Source organism: uncultured Azohydromonas sp., from assembly GCF_937926365.1.
Taxonomy (GTDB): Bacteria; Pseudomonadota; Gammaproteobacteria; order Burkholderiales; family Burkholderiaceae_C; genus Azohydromonas.
In genome coordinates this window covers 1-17,875 of sequence record NZ_CALAOH010000076.1, presented here as the reverse complement: position 1 = coordinate 17,875, position 17,875 = coordinate 1, and the positions used below count along the sequence as shown (strand labels likewise).

9 protein-coding genes are annotated in these 17,875 nt (G+C 72.5%); 2 read left to right on the top strand and 7 right to left on the bottom strand.

Annotated features, from left to right (window positions below; translation table 11 throughout):
• The coding region (locus Q0741_RS07795) for a winged helix-turn-helix domain-containing protein (protein WP_298232628.1) at positions 1-257 on the bottom strand (257 nt) is incomplete at its 3' end.
• Between the two features lie 277 nt (positions 258-534).
• On the opposite strand from Q0741_RS07795, the gene Q0741_RS07790 reads away from it, so the two are divergent.
• Complete coding sequence (locus tag Q0741_RS07790; RefSeq protein WP_298232627.1) at positions 535-1,752, top strand: PLP-dependent aminotransferase family protein; 1,218 nt, start codon at positions 535-537, stop codon at positions 1,750-1,752.
• A 21-nt stretch (positions 1,753-1,773) separates the two neighbouring features.
• On the opposite strand, the gene Q0741_RS07785 is transcribed toward Q0741_RS07790, so the two are convergent.
• From Q0741_RS07785 to Q0741_RS07775, 3 genes are all read right to left on the bottom strand, one after another.
• Positions 1,774-9,987: a type I secretion C-terminal target domain-containing protein gene (locus Q0741_RS07785; protein WP_298232626.1), complete on the bottom strand. Its 8,214-nt coding sequence runs from the start codon at positions 9,985-9,987 to the stop codon at positions 1,774-1,776.
• Between the two features lie 127 nt (positions 9,988-10,114).
• Positions 10,115-10,666, bottom strand: a complete 552-nt coding sequence (locus Q0741_RS07780; RefSeq protein ID WP_298232625.1) for a hypothetical protein — start codon at positions 10,664-10,666, stop codon at positions 10,115-10,117.
• 165 nt (positions 10,667-10,831) lie between these two features.
• On the bottom strand, positions 10,832-12,085 hold the full coding sequence (locus Q0741_RS07775; RefSeq protein WP_298232624.1) for a glycosyltransferase family 4 protein: 1,254 nt from the start codon (positions 12,083-12,085) through the stop codon (positions 10,832-10,834).
• Positions 12,086-12,289: 204 nt separating this feature from the next.
• On the opposite strand from Q0741_RS07775, the gene Q0741_RS07770 reads away from it, so the two are divergent.
• Positions 12,290-13,618, top strand: coding sequence for a sorbosone dehydrogenase family protein (locus Q0741_RS07770; protein ID WP_298232629.1), 1,329 nt, complete (start codon positions 12,290-12,292; stop codon positions 13,616-13,618).
• 51 nt (positions 13,619-13,669) lie between these two features.
• Here the strand turns inward: Q0741_RS07770 and Q0741_RS07765 are convergent, their stop codons facing one another.
• The 3 genes from Q0741_RS07765 to Q0741_RS07755 all read right to left on the bottom strand — a co-directional run.
• The gene (locus Q0741_RS07765; RefSeq protein WP_298232623.1) at positions 13,670-14,437 is read right to left on the bottom strand and encodes a ParA family protein; all 768 of its coding nucleotides are present in this window, start codon (positions 14,435-14,437) and stop codon (positions 13,670-13,672) included.
• 89 nt (positions 14,438-14,526) lie between these two features.
• Entirely contained in the window at positions 14,527-16,986 is a 2,460-nt protein-coding gene (locus Q0741_RS07760; protein WP_298232622.1) for a response regulator, read from the bottom strand.
• A gap of 265 nt (positions 16,987-17,251) precedes the next feature.
• Positions 17,252-17,875, bottom strand: a 624-nt coding sequence (locus Q0741_RS07755; RefSeq protein ID WP_298232621.1) for an ABC transporter ATP-binding protein, incomplete at its 5' end; no start/stop codon positions are given.

Sequence of the window (17,875 nt, the reverse complement as noted above, 5' to 3'; positions counted from 1 at the left end):
GGCTCGGCCGCCGCGCGGCCGGCCGGGCGCAGCACGAAGTAGCCCGCGCCGGGCCGCGAGGCGACGTAGCCCATGCCGGCCAGCCGGTCCAGCGCCACCAGCACGGTGTGCACGCTGACCTCCAGCCGCGCCGCGAGCTGCCGCACCGAGGGCAGCCGCGCCCCGGGCAGCAACGCCCCGTCGTCGATGCGCTGCGCGTAGTGGCGCACGATCTGCTCGGTCAGCGGAACGGCGGTGTCCTTGGCGAGGGTGAACATGGCGGCAATGGTGATGTTCTTGTCCGTTCGCCCTGAGCCCTTCGACAGGCTCAGGACAGGCTTGTCGAAGGGCCTGCAGGCCTACCCGGGCCAGAGGGCTTCGACAGGCTCAGCCCGAACGGTGTCCATCGATTCAATCACGCCGCCCTCGCCCAACTGTTGCGGTCCTCGCGCCAAACAGTGCGTCCGGCCGTTGCGGCCACCGTACCGGGACAGCCCGGCGCGCCCGCCCTAGCCTTCCAGGCCCGACCGCAAGCCTCTTCCACACCGCAACGCCATGAGCCACCAAGCCGCCCCCGCCTACGCCCTGTCCACCCATGCCGCCTCGCTGCGCAGCTCCGACGTGCGCGAGCTGCTGCGCGCCGCGCAGCAGGCCCGGGTGATCTCCCTGGCCGGCGGCCTGCCCGCCCCGGAGCTGTTCGACGTGGACGGCGTGCGCGCCGCCACCCAGGCCGTGCTGGAACAGTCGCCCGCCGCCGCGCTGCAGTACGGCCTCACCGAGGGCCAGCCCGCGCTGCGCGCCGCGCTGGAAGCGCGCGAGCGCGCGGCCGGGCTGTCGCTGGCCGGGCGCTCGCTGCTGGTCACCACCGGCTCGCAGCAGGCGCTGGACATCGTGGCGCGGCTGCTGCTGGACGAGGGCGACGTGGTGGTGATGCAGCGCCCCGGCTACCTCGCCGCGCTCCAGACCTTCACCTTGGCCGGCGCGCGCTGCATCGGGCTGGAGGAGGACGAGGAAGGCGCCCGCGTCGAGGCGCTGGAGACGATGCAGCTGCCGCGCAAGCCCAAGCTCGTCTACCTGGTCACGCCCTTCGCCAACCCCTCCGGCGCCACGCTGTCGCTGCGCCGGCGCCGGTGGCTGCTGCAGTGGGCGGCGCGCCACGGGGTGCTGGTGCTGGAGGACGACCCCTACGGCGTGCTGCGCACCGAGGGCCAGGAACTGCCGGGACTGGCGGCGCTGGCGCAGGACATCCCCGGCGCGCGCGACTGGTGCGGGCGCACTTCCACGCTGTCCAAGGCGGTGGCGCCGGGGCTGCGCCTGGGCTGGCTGATCCTGCCGCGGCCGCTGGCCGAAGGCGCGGCGCGCGTGAAGCAGGCCATGGACCTGCACACGCCCTCCTTCACGCAGGAGATCGCCGCGCGCTACCTGGACAGCGGCCGGCTGGAGCCGCACCTGGCACGCGTGCGCGCCGCCTACCGCGAGCGCCGCCGCGCGCTGTGCGCGGCGCTGCGCGAGGCCTTCGGCGCCGCGCTGGAGTTCCGCGAGCCCGAGGGCGGCATGTTCGTGTGGGCGCGCTTCACCGACGGCACCGACACGCGCGCGCTGCTGCCCCTGGCGCTGGAGCAGGGCATGGCCTTCGTGCCCGGTGACGCCTTCTACGCCGAGGCCGCGCCGCGCGACCGCCTGCGCCTAAGCTTCACCACCGAGACGCCGGACAAGCTGCGCGAAGGCGTGGCGCGGCTGCACGCGGCGTGGGCCGCGATGCACGGGGGCTGAGCCCCAGCCACCGCGCCCCGCTCACACCACGAACAGGTCCGCCGCCGACAGCGCGGTGCCGGGCGTGAGCTTGGCCACCAGCGTCTGCGCCGCGGCACCGGTGCCGTCGACGTCGTAGTACAGCAGCCCGCCCGCCTGGTCGTAGATCAGCCGGTCGCCGGCGTCCTTCGCCGCCGTGCCCTTCACGAAGGCGCCGGACGCCAACGCACCGTAAGGCCCCAGCGCCGCGAAGACCGCGCCGCTGAACTCCAGCCGGTCGTCGGCGGCGAGGAAGCCGTTGAGGGTGTCCACGTTGGTGGCGGCGTTGGGCGCCTCGGTGAAGCGGAACGCGTCCCGGCCGCTGCCGCCGCTGAGCGTATCCATCCCGTCACCGCCGATCAGGGTGTCGTCGCCCAGGCTCCCGGAGAGCGCATCGTCACCCGTGCCGCCGTCCAGCCAGTCGTTGCCCTCCTGGCCGTAGAGCTTGTCGGCGCCCTCGTAGCCGTTGAGGACGTCGTCGCCGACGCGGCCTTCGAGCCGGTCGGCGCCCGCGTAGCCGTGGAGGTTGTCGTTGCCCGAGCTGCCCAGCAGCGTGTCGACGCCGCTGGTGCCGTACTGGCTGTCGTAGCCGGCCGGCTTGAGCGTGAAGCTGCCCGTGGTGGCGAGGCCCTGCGGGTCGGTGACCTGGACCTGCACGCTCCAGGTCGTGGTGGTGGCATAGGGCGCGCTGCCCGAGAGCACGTGCGTGGCCGCGTCATAGCTCAGCCAGGCCGGCAGCGGCTGGCCGCCGGCGGACGACACGGCGAAGCTGAGCTGGCCGTCGGTTTCCAGATCGTGGGCGTAGTCGTCCAGGTCCAGGGTGAAGGACTGCTGGCCGCTGTCCACGTAGGTGAACTCGCCCAGGCTGAGCGTGGGCGCGTCGTTGACCGGCGTGGCCTGGAACTGCACCAGCCGCGCGATCACGCTGCCGTCGTTGTCGGCCACGGTGTAGCGGAAGGTGCCCAGGTCGCCGTTGGCGTCGGCCCAGGGCGTGAAACGCAGCCCGGTGAGCTGCGTCGCGGTCAGCACCTGGTCCACCGCCACGCTGACGCCGTTGGACAGCTTGACCGTGCCGTAGTAAGGCAGCGCCTCGACGCGGATCACGGGCGTGCCGCCGTCGGGGTCGGTGGGCTTGCTCAGGCCCAGCGCGGTGGAGCTGGCGTCTTCCAGGAGCACCACCGTCTTGTCGTTCTGTGCCGTCGGCGCGGACGCGTTGGCGCTCACCTTCGGCGTGAGCGCCTGCACGAAGTTGGCCGCGGTCAGCGCCGAGGGCGCCACCTTCTGCAGCGTCGCCAGCGCCAGGAAGCTCGCGCCGTTGGCGCTGCCATCGGCATCGGCCTCGATCAGGGTGTGGGTGCCCGAGGCGGTCAGGCGCAGGTGGCCGCTGGCGAAGGGGTCGCTGGACGAGGACAGGCCCAGGCTGGACAGCAGCGGCGCGAGGTCGAAGCGGTCGCCGCCGGCGCCGGGCGTGAAGTCCAGGATCAGCGGCGCGGCATGGCCGTAGCGCACGCTCTGCGGCGAGAGCGTGATCACGTCGGCGCCGGCGCCGGTGGTGATGCGGCCCGAGGCGTTGTGGCTGTAGGCCAGGTCGATCAGGTCGTTGCCCGCGCCGGCGTCGATCGCCAGCGCGTCGCCGGCGGCCACGATGGTGTCGTTGCCCAGGCCGCCGATGAGGGTGGCGGTGTCGTGCTCCCAGCTCGCGGCCCAGATGCTGTCGTCGCCGTCGCCGCCGTCCACCATCAGGCCGGTGCTGCCGTAGGTGAGCGAGATGACGTCGTCGCCCGCGCCACCCAGTACCGTGCTGCGCCCGGCGTGGCTGAGGTTGATGGTGTCGTTGTCGTCGCCGCCGTCCACCAGCGCGGCGAAGCTGACGTCCCAGGCGCCGGAGAAGTTGAGGTGGTCGTTGCCGACGCCGCCGAGCAGCGTGTCGTTGCCATTGCCGCCGTAGAGGTTGTCCGCGCCGTCGCCGCCGCTGACCGAGTCGTGGTCGGTGAGGTCGCCGCGGCCGGGCGTGCTGTTGGCGTCGAGGACGTCGTTGCCAGCGCCGCCCAGCAGCGTGTCGTTGCCGCTGCCACCGACGAGGTGGTCGTCGCCATCGCCGCCGTCGATGGAGTCGTTGCCTTCCTCGCCGTGCAAGCCCGAGGCACCGTAGGAGCGGCCCTTGTAGGTCTGGTAGTAGCCGACGTTGTCGTCGCCCGCGCCGCCGAGGAGGGTGTCGTTGCCGAAGCCGCCGAAGACCACGTCGTTGCCCAGGCCGGCGTCGAGCAGGTCGTTGCCGCTGAAGCCGAAGAGCGTGTCGCTGCCCTCGCCGCCGCGCAGCGTGTCCCGGCCGCCGAAGCCGCCGTCGAGCAGGTCGTTGTCGCCCGCGCCGCCGAGGCTGTCGTTGGCATCGTTGCCGACGAGCGTGTCGGGCGTGATGGTGCCAGCGTCGTTGACCACCTTGGTATTGCCCGTGGGGGCGATGAGGTCCACGAAATTGGCCGCAACGAGGCGGGTGTTGCCGGACACGGGGAACACGGTGTTGCGCAGCTGCGCCAGGGTGGTCCACTGCGCGCCGTTGCCCGGGCCGCTGAGGTCCACCTGCAGCAGCGTGTCGGTGCCCTGGACCCGCAGCCGCAGCCATTGGCTGGTGAAGGGGTTGCCGTAGTCGTAGCCCAGCTCCCACAGCCGGCCCAGCACCGGCGAGATGTCCAGCTTGTCGGCACTGGTGCCGGTGCCGGTGGTGAGGTCCGTGATGACGCTGGCCGCATGCCCGTACTCCAGGCTGCGCACCGACAGCCGCACCACGTCGGCGCCGCTGCCGGTGGTGATGAGCCCGGCGGCGTTGTCGCCGTAGGCCAGGTCGATGAAGTCGGCACCGCTGCCGGCGTCGATCACCAGCGCGTCGCCGCCCACCACGAGGGTGTCGTTGCCCGCGCCGCCGATGAGGGTGGCCGCGTCGTGCTCCCAGCTCGCGGCCCAGATGCTGTCGGCGCCCTCCCCCGCGTCCACCGTCATGCCGTTGCTGGCGTAGGTGAAGCTGATGGTGTCGTTGCCCGCGCCGCCCAGCACCGTGCTGGCCCCGGCGAGGCTGACGCTGATGTAGTCGTGGTCGGCGCCGCCGTCGATGAGCGCGGCGCTGCCGCTGTTCCAGTCGCCGGTGTAGCTGAGGTAGTCGTTGCCCGCGTCACCGCGCAGCGTGTCGTTGCCGCTGCCACCGGCGAGGTAGTCGTTGCCATCGCCGCCGCTGGCGGAGTCGTTGTCGGTGGCGTCGCCGTTGGCGGGCGCGGCGTTGGCGTTGATGGAGTCGTTGCCGCCGCCGCCGAGCAGCGTGTCGTTGCCGGTGCCGCCGTCGAGGTGGTCGTCACCGTCGCCGCCGTCGATGGAGTCGTTGCCGGCCTCGCCGTGGAGGCCGCTGACGCCGTAGCCGCGGCCCTTGTAGGTCTGGTAGTAGCCGGCGTTGTCGTTGCCCGTGCCGCCCAGGATCGTGTCGTTGCCGAAGCCGCCCAGGACCACGTCGTCGCCGCCGCCGGCATCGAGCAGGTCGTTGCCGGTGAAGCCGAACAGCGTGTCGTTGCCCTCGCCGCCGCGCAGCGTGTCGTGGCCGCCGAAGGCGCCGTCGAGCAGGTCGTTGCCGTCGCCGCCGGAGACGCTGTCGTGGCCGTCGGCGCCGGCCAGGGAGTCGGCCTTGGCGGTGCCCGTGATCGTCTGGCCCAGGGCGAAGCCCGTGGGCGAGATGTCGTCCACGAAGTTGGCCGCGGTGAAGGCCAGCGGGCTGGTGTTGAGCAGCACGGCCAGGGTGCGCCACTGGGGCGTGCCGCCGGACTCGGCGTGCTTGACCCGCAGCAGCGTGTCGGTGCCGGTGTCCGACGCGGCGAGCTGCAACCAGCCGCCGGTGAAGGGGTTGACGTAGTCGTAGCCCTGCTCGGCCAGGCGGCCCAGCACGGGCGAGAGGTCGAGCCTGTCGCCGCCGGCGCCGGGGGTGAAGTCGGTGATGACGCTGGCGCCGTGGTAGCCGTACTCCAACGCCCGCAGCGACAGCCGCACCGTGTCCGTGCCGGCGCCGGTGGTGATGTGCCCGGCGGCGTTGTCGCCGTAGGCCAGGTCGATGAAGTCGGCACCGCTGCCGGCGTCGATCACCAGCGCGTCGCCGCTCACCACGAAGGTGTCGTTGCCCGCGCCGCCGATGAGGGTGGCCCCGTCATGCTCCCAGCTCGCGGCCCAGATGCTGTCGGCGCCATCCCCGGCGTCCACCGTCATGCCGCTGCTGTCGTAGCTGAAGCTGATGGTGTCGTTGCCCGTGCCGCCCAGCACCGTGCTGGCCCCGGCGTAGCTGACGTGGACGTTGTCGTCGTCGGCGCCGCCGTCGATGAGCGCGGCGCTGCCGCCACTCCAGGCGCCGGTGTAGACGAGCTGGTCGTTGCCCGCGTCGCCGCGCAGGGTGTCGTTGCCGTTGCCGCCGTAAAGGTAGTCGTTGCCGTTGCCGCCCCTGACGGAGTCGTTGTCGGTGGTGTCACCGTTGGCGGGCGCGGTGTTGGCGTTGATGTAGTCGTCGCCCGTGCCGCCCAGCAGCGTGTCGTCGCCGCTGCCGCCGTCGAGGTAGTCGTTGCCCGCGCCGCCGTCGACGAGGTCGTTGCCCTCCTCGCCGTGGAGGCCCGTGCCGGCGTAGCCGCGGCCCTTGTAGACCTCGTAGTAGCCCGACTGGTCGTCGCCGTCGCCGCCCAGGAGGGTGTCATTGCCGAAGCCGCCGAAAGCCACGTCGTGGTCCGCGCCGGCGTCGAGCAGGTCGTCGTCGCTGAAGCCGAAGAGCGTGTCGTTGCCCGCGTCGCCGTAGAGCCGGTCGGCGCCGCCGCTGCTGCCGTCGAGCAGGTCGTTGCCGCCGCCGCCGTGCACGGTGTCGTTGCCCAGCGTGGTGTTGGGCCCCCCTTCGGGCAGCGTGTCGCTGAAGGACTCGGCGGCGTCGGTGCCGGTGATGAGCACGCCGCCGCCGCCCAGGGGCGGGATGAAGTTGGCGCTGAGGTCCAGCGCCGACGGCAGCACGCCCTGCAGCGTCGCCAGCGTCAGCCACTGGGCGCCGTTGGCCCGGCCGCTGAGGTCCACCTGCAGCACGGTGTCGGTGCCGTTGCTGGCGGTCCGCAGCCGCAGCCAGCCGCCGGCGAAGGGGTCGGCATAGTTGAAGCCGAGCTGCGCCAGGCGGCCCAGCACGGGCGAGAGGTCGAGCTTGTCGCCGCCGGCGCCGGGGGTGAAGTCGGTGATGACGCTGGACTTGTGGCCGTTCTCCAGCGTCTGCACCGAGAGCTTGACCACGTCGGCGTCGGCGCCGGTGGTGATGCGCCCGGAGGCGTTGTGGCTGTAGGCCAGGTCGATCAGGTCGGCGCCGCTGCCGGCGTCGATCACCAGCGCGTCGCCGCCCACCACGAGGGTGTCGTTGCCCGCGCCGCCGGTGAGGGTGGCCGCGTCGTGCTCCCAGCTCGCGGCCCAGATGGAGTCGTCGCCCGTGCCGCCGTCCACCTTCACGCCGGTGCTGTCGTAGCTCAAGCTGATGGTGTCGTTGCCCGTGCCGCCCAGCACCGTGCTGGCCCCGGCGTAGCTGACGTGGACGTTGTCGTCGTCGGCGCCGCCGTCGATGAGCGCGGCGCTGCCGCCACTCCAGGCGCCGGTGTAGACGAGCTGGTCGTTGCCCGCGTCGCCGCGCAGCGTGTCGTTGCCGCTGCCACCGACGAGGTAGTCGTTGCCGTCGCCGCCCCTGGCAGAGTCGTTGTCGGTGGTGTCGCCGTTGGCGGGCGCGTTGTTGGCGTTGATGTAGTCGTTGCCGCCGCCGCCGAGCAGCGTGTCGTTGCCGCTGCCGCCGTCAAGGTAGTCGTCGCCATTGCCGCCGTCGATGGAGTCCCGGCCCCACTCGCCATGGAGACCGCTCACGCTGTAGTAGCGGCCCTTGTAGGTCTGGCCGTACCAGCCCTGGTCGTTGCCCTCGCCGCCGAGGATCGTGTCGTTGCCGAAGCCGCCCAGGACCACGTCGTCGCCGCCGCCGGCATCGAGCAGGTCGTTGCCGGTGAAGCCGAACAGCGTGTCGTTGCCCTCGCCGCCGCGCAGCGTGTCATGGCCGCCGAAGGCGCCGTCGAGCAGGTCGTTGCCGCTGGAGCCCGAGAGGCTGTCGGCGCCGTCGGCGCCCACGAGGGTGTCGTGGCCGGTGCTGCCGCTGGACGTGCGGGCGGCCGTGTCGCCCTGCGGGTCCAGGTCGTACACGAAGCTGGCCTGGTCCAGCGCCCCGGGCAGCACGCCGTCGAGCCGCGCGATGCTGACCCACTGGGCGCCGTTGGCCGGGCCGCTGAGGTCCGCCTGCACCAGCGTGCTGCCGGTGCTCGTGGGCGCCAGGCGCAGCCAGCGGCCGGTGAAGGGGTTGCGCATGTCGAAGCCCAGCTCCTGCAGCCGGCCCAGCACGCTGGTGAGGTCCAGCCGGTCGCCGTCGGCCACCGAGAAGTCGGTGATGCGCGCCGGCACGCGCCCGGCTTCGTAGGCGCGCAGCGACAGCTCCACCAGGTCGGCGCCGCTGCCCAGCGTGATCACGCCGGAGGCATGGCTGCTGCTCCACTCCTCCAGGTCCACCAGGTCGTTGCCCGCGCCGGCGTTCACCTTGTTGCCGTCGTCGTGCAGCACGATGCGGTCGTCGCCATCGCCGCCGAAGATGGTGGAGGAGCCGCCGACGTTGATGCTGTCGTTGCCGGCGCCGGCGTCCACGTAGTGGCCGCTGCTGTTGTAGTACGCGCTGGTGACGATCTGGTCGTCGCCGCCGCTGGCGAAGGCCACGAGCTGGCCCTCGCCGCCGTCGAGCGTGTCGTTGCCCGCGCCGCTGATCAGGGTGTCGTTGTTGGCGCCGCCGTGGAGGTAGTCGCCCGCGGTGTCGGTAGCGATGACGGTGTAGCTGACGTCGTTGCGCGTGGCGCCGAAGACGACCTTGCTCACGCCGGCCCAGAGGCGGTCGTCGCCGCCGTCGCCGCTGAGGTAGTCGCGCCCGCTGCCGCCGTCGAGCCGGTCGTCCTGCTCGCCGCCCATGAGGTAGTCGTTGCCGGCGCCGCCCGACAGGCTGTCCTGGCCGTCGCCGCCGCTGAGCGTGTCGTCGCCCGTGCCGGACAGAATCGTGTCCGCGCCCGCGCCCCCGTCGGCATTGATGCGGCCCACGCCGCGCAGCAGGTCGTTGCCCGCCTCGCCGTGGAGCTGGTCCACGCTGCCGTCGGCCGCGCCGCCGACGAGGGTGTCGTTGCCGAAGCCGCCGTAGAGCGTGTCGCTGCCCAGGCCGCCGTCCACGCTGTCGTTGCCGAAGGTGGCGTGAACCACGTCGTTGCCGGCGCCGGCGCTGACGGTGTCGTTGCCGTCGAGCAGGAACAGCCGGTCGTTGCCGGCCGTGCCGGTGACGCTGGCGTGCATGACCACGCCGTCAAGCCTGAAGGGCGGGTCGAAGTTCTGCGCCGTGAGCTGCGCCAGGCCCACGCCGCGCAGCACCGCCACGGTGGCGTACACCGAGCCGTCCAGGCCACCGGTGGCGTCCACCTCCACCAGCAGGTCGCTGCCCGACTGGCGCAGCCGCAGCCAGCTCGCGCCGCCGAGCACGCCGGCGGCGGACTGCACGGTGCGGGTCCCGTCGAGCTTGAAGCGGTCCTGGTCGATGAGCGGGTTCAGGCCGTCGTAGCCGGCCGGCGCGAGGTCGGCGAAGAGCTCGTGCAGCGACAGCACGTCGCCGCCGGCGCCGGGCTTGAAGTCCCGCACGTCGTAGATGCCGTGGGCGACGCGGTCGGCGTAGGACAGCACCACGCGGTCGCCGCCTTCCAGAGCCGTGGCGGCGTCGTTGTCGTCGGTGTGGATGGTTCCGTTGGCGCGGATCAGGTCGGCGCCCAGCCCGCCATAGACCACGTTGGTGCCGCCCAGCGAGGTGATGGTGTCGGCGCCCAGCCCGCCGTCGATGGTGGAGCTGCCGTCGGCCATGACCGCGTCGTTGCCGCCGCCGGCGAAGACCTTGTTGCCCAGGCCGGCCAGGATGGTGTCGTTGCCGGCGTCGGCGCGCTCCTGCGGCGCCGTGGCGTAGCGGTCGCCGTAAATGACGTTGCCGCTGCTGCGGTCGTCGATGTAGTCGCCCGCGCCGCCGCCGTAGAGCGTGTCGGCGCCGTCGTAGCCGTACAGCGTGTCACCGCCGGCGCCCCCCGCCAGCGTTTCGGGGGTGTTCGAACCGTAATAGGTAGGCATGGCCGGAGTTGCCGGCAGATTCCGGCATTAACAACAACTTTGTGATTCTCACATGCTGTTTCAGTAACAGCGCACAAACCGGAGGGGCGGCCGGGCAAGGCTGGTTGTGGCACGTCTCAAGGGCGGCTCAGGCCGCGGCCGCGCAAGCCCGCTCTTCCCGCCGTGGCAAATGGGTCTGCGCGCGTACGCGGTGCGCGGCGCGCTCGGCGCGCACCAGCGTGCCGCCCAGGCGCAGCGGCGGGTCGAAGTTCTGCGGAACGATCTGCGCCAGCCTCACGCCGCGCAGCACCAGCACCGGGCGGTACACCGCGCCGTTGGGCTTGGCCCCGGTGTCGGCCTCCACCATCAGGTCGGCGCCCGACTGGCGCAGCCGCAGCCAGCTGTTGCCGCCCAGCACCCCGGCGCCCACCTGCACCACGCGCAGGCCGTCGCGCGCCAAGCGGCAGCGGTCGATGAACGGGTGGCGCCCGTCGCAACCCGCGGGCGCGAGCTCGGCGTAGAGGCGGCGCAGCGAGATCACGTCGCCGCCGAGGCCGGGCCTGAAGTCCGGGACGTAGGACGCGCCGAGGACGAACTGCGCGCCCTGGAAAGCGACGACACCGGAACGGCCGCCGCGCGATGCACTTCCGCGCGCGCCCGCGGCGAAGACGCCGCACGGGGAGGTATGGAGATGTGCCATGGGCCGCAATCTCACACCCTGGCCGCGGGCGGGACATGGGAAGAGTGTGTGCCGGGCGGTAGTCGCTTTCTCCTGCCACCCGGGAGGTTTATCCCCCGAGGCGGCTCAGACCACGAACAAGTCCGCCGCGCGCGGCCCGGGCCGGTGTCCGTGCTTGAGCCTGCTTCACGCCGCCTGGCCGGCGCGGCCCCGCGCCGCCACCCGCTCCAGCAGCTTCAGCCCGTCGGGCAGGCAGCGGGTGAGCAGGTCGTAGCGCTGCACGACGGTGGCGCGCGCGGCCTCGCGCGCGGCCTGCACCTCGGCGCCGCCGTGCAGCACCTGGGCGAGCTGTTGCGCCAGGGCCTCGGGGTCGAAGAAGTCGGTGAGCCAGCCGTTGCGGCCGTGCTCGATCACCTCCTGCACCGGTGCCGTGCGCGAGCCCACCACCGCGCAGCCGCTGGCCATGGCTTCCAGCATCGACCACGACAGCACGAAGGGGTACGTGAGGTAAGCGTGCACGGCCGAGACCTGCAGCAGCTTCAGGTACTGCGCATAGGGCAGCTTGCCGGTGAAGTGCACGCGCGACCAGTCCACGCGGTCGCCCAGCTCGGCCTGCAGCCGCGCGCGGTAGCTCTGCCCCTCGGGCAGACGCTGGCCGTAGCTGACGTCGTCGCCGCCCACCATCACCACGCGCGCCTCGGGCGCGCGCGCCTGTAGCGCCGGCAGGCAACGCATGAAGACGTGGAAGCCGCGGTAGGGCTCCAGGTTGCGCGCGACGTAGGTCACCACCGGGTCGCCATGGCGCAGCTTGAGATCGCCCCACTCGAACCCGGCCTTGGCGTCGGGCTTGACCAGCCGCGTGTCCACGCCCTCGTGCACCACGCTGAGCTTGTGCTGCCAGTCGGCGGGGAACTGCGCACGCTGCCACTCGGTGGGGCAGACGCCGGCGTCGATGTCGTCCAGCGCCAGCAGGTGCGGCGTCTTGCGCAACTGCAGCCGCGCCAGGCCGTCGGTGCTGGTGGGGTACTCGGGGTCGAAGCCCACGTCGGCGCCGCGTGCGCGGTAGAAGAACTCGCAGTAGCCCAGCATCGGCGTGTCCGGGCACTCGGCGCGGATGAACATGGCCTCGCCCCAGCCCGGGTGCACCACGATCAGGTCGGGCCTGAAGCCCTTGGCGTTGAAGGTCTGCAGCGCGCGCGCCACGGCCCGGCCGCGGGCGATCTGCCCGTCGAGCTCGCGCAGGTGCGCCGGCGTGGCGGCGAACTGCTCGGCCTTGGGCAGCCCGTAGCCGAAGATGCTCAGGCGCGGATGGCGCATGCCCCAGCGTTCCACGGCCCCGCGCTCGCCCACGACCAGCACCTCGTCGCCCCGCTGCAACAGCGCTCCAATGAGGTGCCGGAACTGCGCCGGCATGTTCTGGTGGATGAAGCAAACGCGCATGGGGAGCCTCGGGACTGCGGGAAAAGAAGGTTGGGGAGCCAACCCGCGAGTCTGCCGCGCCGCACTTACAAGATGTTTCACCGGCCGGTACTGCCGCCCGGGACAGCGGCACAACCGCACGCCTTGCGCCCTTGGGCCGGCCCGAGACTTGCCCAAGCCACGGGGAGCACCGACCGCATTGCCCAAAGGAGGCCCGCCGTGACCCTGCGCCCTGCCCTGCTGGCCCTGGCCGCTGCCGCCACCGCGCTGGTGACGGCCTGTGTAGGCGACGCCCCCCGCCTGACGCCGGCCGAGCTGACCGGGCCCGATCCCACGCTGCCGCCGCCGCGCAAGAAGTTCATTCCCACGGTGGACATCGCGCCCGCGGTGGGCTGGCCGGCGGATGCCAAGCCGGCGGCGGCGCCGGGGCTGCAGGTGGGCGCCTTCGCCACCGGGCTGCAGCACCCGCGCTGGCTGCACGTGCTGCCCAACGGCGACGTACTGGTGGCCGAGACCAACGCGCCGCCCAAGCCGCAGGACAACAAGGGCCTCAAGGGCTGGTTCATGAAGCAGGCCATGTCCAAGGCCGGCGCCGGCGTGCCCAGCGCCAACCGCATCACGCTGCTGCGCGATGCCGATGGCGACGGCGTGGCGGAGACGAAGTCAGCCTTCCTGGAGGGCCTGAACTCGCCCTTCGGCATGGCGCTGGTGGGCAACGAGCTGTACGTGGCCAACACCGACGCGGTGATGCGCTTCCCGTACCAGGCCGGCCAGACACGCATCACCGCCGCCGGCGAGAAGCTCACCGACCTGCCCGGCGGCCCGCTCAACCACCACTGGACCAAGAACCTCATCGCCAGCCGCGACGGCCGCACCCTCTACGCCACCGTGGGCTCCAACTCCAACGTGGCGGAGAACGGGCTGCAGGCCGAGGAGGGGCGCGCGGCGATCTGGGAGATCGACCGCGCCAGCGGTCGCAAGCGGCTCTATGCCACCGGGCTGCGCAACCCCAATGGCCTGGCCTGGGAGCCGGCCACCGGCGCGCTGTGGACGGTGGTCAACGAGCGCGACGAGATCGGCAACGACCTGGCGCCCGATTACCTGAGCTCGGTGCGCGAGGGGGCTTTCTACGGTTGGCCCTGGAGCTACTGGGGCGACAACGTGGACCGGCGCGTGCGGCCGGCGAATCCGCAGGCCGTGGCCAAGGCCGTGAAGCCGGACTACGCGCTGGGCGCGCACGTGGCGGCGCTGGGCCTGGCCTGGGGCGGCGGCGCCACGGCGCTGCCGCCGACGCTGCGCGAAGGCATGTTCGTGGGCGAGCACGGCAGCTGGAACCGCAAGCCGCCCTCGGGCTACGAGGTGGTGTTCGTGCCCTTCCGCGACGGCCGCCCGGCGGGCGACCCGCGCAAGGTGCTCGGCGGCTTCCTCAACGGCCAGGGCGACGCCCAGGGCCGCCCGGTGGGCGTGGCCATCGACCACCGCGGCGCGCTGCTGGTGGCGGACGACGTGGGGAATGTGGTGTGGAGGGTGGTGGGGGCGGGAATGACGAAGTAAGAGGCGGGCCGCGTCAGCTTCGGCCAACGCCAACCGCTTTGCTTTCGCTCCTCACCCCGGCAGCGCCTCGTGCAGCCGCTGGAACTCTTGCGTGAGCTTGTGCCGCGGGTCCAGGTGCACCATGGGCTGGGCGCGCTGATGGGATTCGCGGATCTTCACCGAGGCGCTGAGGTAGGGCTGCAGCACCGGCAACCCGTCGTCGATGAGCTGCTGCACCAGTTGCTGCGGCACGTTGGCGCGGGGCTGGAACTGGTTGACGACGATGCCGTCCACGCGCAGCGCCGCGTTGTGGTCGGCCCGGATCTCCTGAATGCTCGCCAGCAGCGCGTCCAGCGCGCGGCGCGAGAAGGTGTCGCAGTCGAAGGGAATGAGGCAGCCGCTGCCGGCGATCAGCGCCGAGCGCGTATAGAAATTCAGCGCCGGCGGGGTGTCGATGTAGATGCGGTCGTAGCTGGGGGCCAGCACCGCCAGCGCGTCGCGCAGCTTGTTCATCTTGTAGCGCGACTCCAGCTTGCCCTGCAGCTCCTCCAGCATCGGGTGCGAGGCCAGCAGCTCCAGGTTCTCGAAGGGCGTGGACACCACGTACTCCGCCAGCGGGCGCTCGTTGAAGATGCTCAGCACCGACTCGAAGAAGCGGCCCAGGTGCCGGCCGTCGCCCTCCGCCAGCCCGTCGCCCAGCAGGTAGTGCGTGGAGTTGCCCTGCGGGTCCAGGTCCAGCACCAGGGTGCGCAAGCCCTGGTGCGCGCTGATGGCGGCCAGGTTGCAGGCAATGGTGGACTTGCCCACCCCGCCCTTCTGGTTGAACACGACGTACCGCATGGCTTCCCTCCGCTTGCGTGACATGCGGCTGCCGGCGCCGCGAGCCGCGTATTGTGCAGTGCGGCAAAAACGCGATCCCGGGTATGGGGTCAAGCCGCCGCGGCCCAGCACTGCGCGTGCGGCGCCGCGCCACCACCGCCATGCGCCCGGGCGCGAGCGATGCCGCGCTCCATCACCGCGCCCAGCCCCTCGCGCGTGAAGGGTTTGCTGAGGTAGTCGTCCATGCCGGCGGCCAGGCAGCGCTCGCGGTCGCCTTCCATGGCGTTGGCGGTGAGCGCCACGATGGGCGTGCGCGGCCGCCCGGGCTGCGCCTGCTCCAGCTTGCGCAGCCGCCGCGTGGCCTGGTAGCCGTCGAGCTCGGGCATCTGGCAGTCCATCAGCACCAGGTCGTGATGCCCTTCCTGCCAGCGCTGCAGGGCCTCCACGCCGTTGGCCGCCAGCGTCACCTCGCAGCCCAGCGCCTCCAGGTGCGCCTGCGCCAGGATCCGGTTGACCTCGTTGTCCTCGGCCAGCAGCACGCGCAGCGCGGCGGTGGCCAGCGCGGGACGCGCCGGCGCCGGCACCGGCGCCGCAACCTGCTCGTGCATGTGCAGCGAGCACAGCAACTCGTGCAGCGCCTGCCGGCGCACGGGCTTGGACAGCCAGCGCACCGGCCCCCCGCTGGCGGCGTCGCCATCGGCGCTGGCCAGCGAGCTCAGCACCGCCACCGTCAGGCCGCGCCAGGCGGGCTGCGCGTGCACGGCGCGCGCCAGGCTCAGCCCGTCCAGCTCGGGGCCGTGGTGGTCGGTGAGCAGCAGGTCCCAGCGCTCGCCACGCCCCGCCGCCTGTGCCAGCCGCGCCAGCGCCTGGGTGGGGTCGCGCACCGCCTCGGCCTGCACGTCCCACTGCGCCAGGCAGCCCAGCAGGATGTCGCGGCTGGCGTCGTTGTCCTCCACCAGCAGCACGCGCAGCCCCGGCAGGCCGGGCGGCCGCGACGTGAGACCGCCTTCCGCCGCCAGCGGGCGCAACGGCAGCCGCAAGGTGAAGACGGCGCCCTCGCCCGCGCGGCTGCGCAGCGTGATCTCGCCGCCCATGAGCCGCGCCAAGTGCTGGCTGATGCTCAGCCCCAGCCCCGTGCCGCCGAAGCGCCGCGTGGTGGAGCTGTCGGCCTGGGTGAAGACGGTGAACAGCCGCGCCTGCACCTCCGGCGCGATGCCAGGACCGGTGTCGCGCACCTCGACCTCGAAGTGCGTGGGCACGCCCTCGGCGCCAGCGTCGCCGCAGCCGCGCAGCCACACCGCCACCTCGCCGTGGGCGGTGAACTTCAGCGCGTTGGACACCAGGTTGGAGACGATCTGCCGCACCCGCAGCGGGTCGCCCAGCACGCGGGCGGGCAGCCCGGGGTCGATGCCGCACAGCAGCTCCAGCCCCTTGCCCTGCGCCATGGGCCCGAACAGGCACACGCTCTCCTCCACCACCTGGCCCAGGTCCATGGGCACGCTCTCCACCGTCAGGCGCCCGGCCTCGATCTTGGCCAGGTCCAGCACGTCGTTGAGGATGGACAGCAGCGACTCGCCCGAGGCGCGCGCGGTGCGCGCGAAATCGCTCTGGTGCGGGGACAGCGGCGTCTCCATGAGCAGGTCCAGCATGCCCAGCACGCCGTTCATGGGCGTGCGCAGCTCGTGGCTCATGTTGGCGACGAACTCGCTCTTGGCGCGGCTGGCGGCCTCGGCGGCGTCCTTGGCCTGGCGCAGCTCGGCGGTGCGCTGCGCGACGGTGGCTTCGAGCAGGCTGGCCTGGCGCGCCAGCGCGGCGTCGCGCTGCTGGATCTCGCGCAGCATGGTGTTGAAGCCGCGCACCAGGCGGCCCAGCTCATCGGGCGCGCCCTCCTGCACGCGCAGGTCGTAGCGGTGCTCGCGGGTGACGCGGTCCATCACCTCGGACAGCCGCTGCACCGGGTCGATGAGCTTGCGCCGCAGCCGCGCCGAGATCAGCACCGCGCCGCAGGCGGCCAGCGCCGCCAGCCCCAGCGACGCCGCCAGGTGCCGCGCCGCGACGGCCCACAGCCCGCCCAGGTCCGATTCGATGACCAGCTGCCCGGCGCGGTAGCCGTCGAGCACGATGTCGTGCCGGCTGACCTGCCCGCTCCAGCCCTGCTCCAGCACGTGGCCCATGCCCGGGCGCAGTTCCAGCGCGGCGGCGCGCGCGCGCAGCGCCGACTGCCAGCGCGCGTCCTGCGCCGGGCCGCTGCGGCGGTAGGCCGTCAGCGCCACGCCGCTGTCGTCCAGCAGCAGCGCGCCCAGCACCTCGGGCCGCTCCGACAGGCCCTCCAGCACCACCTGCGCCGCACCCAGGTCGTCCAGCACCAGCGCCGCGCGCAGGTGATGCACCAGCATGCGCGCCACGCTCAGCGACTCGGTGCGCATCTGCGCCCGGTTGTCCAGCAGCCCGCGCGAGACCTCCACCGCCCCCAGCAGCAGCGCCGCGAGCATGGCCGCGGCGGCCACGGCCAGGCGCATCTGGCGCCGGATCGAGGTGCCCAGCCAGGGCCCCGGCAGGGCGGCGCTCATGACCGGCCGCCTTGACCTCGCCTGTAGGAAGCGGCATGCCACGGCGAGACAACCCAACGGCAAGACAGCGGAACGGACGGGGTGGCGACGGACGTGGACATGGACAACGACATGGAATCAGCCCGAAGGCCATGCGGGGAGTACGACCCGGACTTCGGATATGACCGATCGGGATTGAGGTTACCGGAGTTGACTCAGGGCAACGGGCCGTAAGCCATGCAACGGCGCGCCAGCGTCGCTGGGCGCTGGGCACTGGGCGCCGGGCTCAGACCGTCGGCCGCTGCGCCGCTTCCTCGTCGGCGTCGTCGTCGGCGCGACGCAGCACGTGCAGCGTCTCCTCTTCTTCCTCGCCGATGAAGCCGCCGCTCTGGTGCGCCCACAGCCGGGCGTAGATGCCGCCGCGCGCCAGCAGGCTGCGGTGGTCGCCCTCCTCCACGATGCGGCCGCGGTCCAGCACCACCAGCCGGTCCATGGCGGCGATGGTGGAGAGGCGGTGCGCGATGGCCACCACCGTCTTGCCCTCCATCAGCTTGTAGAGGCTGGCCTGGATGGCGGCCTCCACCTCGGAGTCCAGCGCGCTGGTGGCTTCGTCCAGCAGCAGGATCGGCGCGTCCTTGAGCATCACGCGCGCGATGGCGATGCGCTGGCGCTGTCCGCCCGACAGCTTCACGCCGCGCTCGCCCACGTGCGCGTCGTAGCCGTGGCGGCCGGACGGGTCGTTGAGCGCCAGGATGAAGTCGTGCGCCTCGGCGCGCTTGGCGGCGGCCAGCACCTGCGCGTCGCCGGCGTCGGGGCGGCCGTAGACGATGTTGTCGCGCACCGAGCGGTGCAGCAGCGAGGTGTCCTGCGTGACCATGCCGATCTGCGCGCGCAGGCTGTCCTGCGTCAC

Excerpts from the sequence above, each read along its gene's own strand:
- Q0741_RS07790 (WP_298232627.1), top strand. The coding sequence starts at position 535 with ATGAGCCACCAAGCCGCCCCCGCCTACGCCCTGTCCACCCATGCCGCC.
- Q0741_RS07785 (WP_298232626.1), bottom strand. The coding sequence starts at position 9,987 with ATGCCTACCTATTACGGTTCGAACACCCCCGAAACGCTGGCGGGGGGC.
- Q0741_RS07780 (WP_298232625.1), bottom strand. The coding sequence starts at position 10,666 with ATGGCACATCTCCATACCTCCCCGTGCGGCGTCTTCGCCGCGGGCGCG.
- Q0741_RS07775 (WP_298232624.1), bottom strand. The coding sequence starts at position 12,085 with ATGCGCGTTTGCTTCATCCACCAGAACATGCCGGCGCAGTTCCGGCAC.
- Q0741_RS07765 (WP_298232623.1), bottom strand. The coding sequence starts at position 14,437 with ATGCGGTACGTCGTGTTCAACCAGAAGGGCGGGGTGGGCAAGTCCACC.
- Q0741_RS07760 (WP_298232622.1), bottom strand. The coding sequence starts at position 16,986 with ATGAGCGCCGCCCTGCCGGGGCCCTGGCTGGGCACCTCGATCCGGCGC.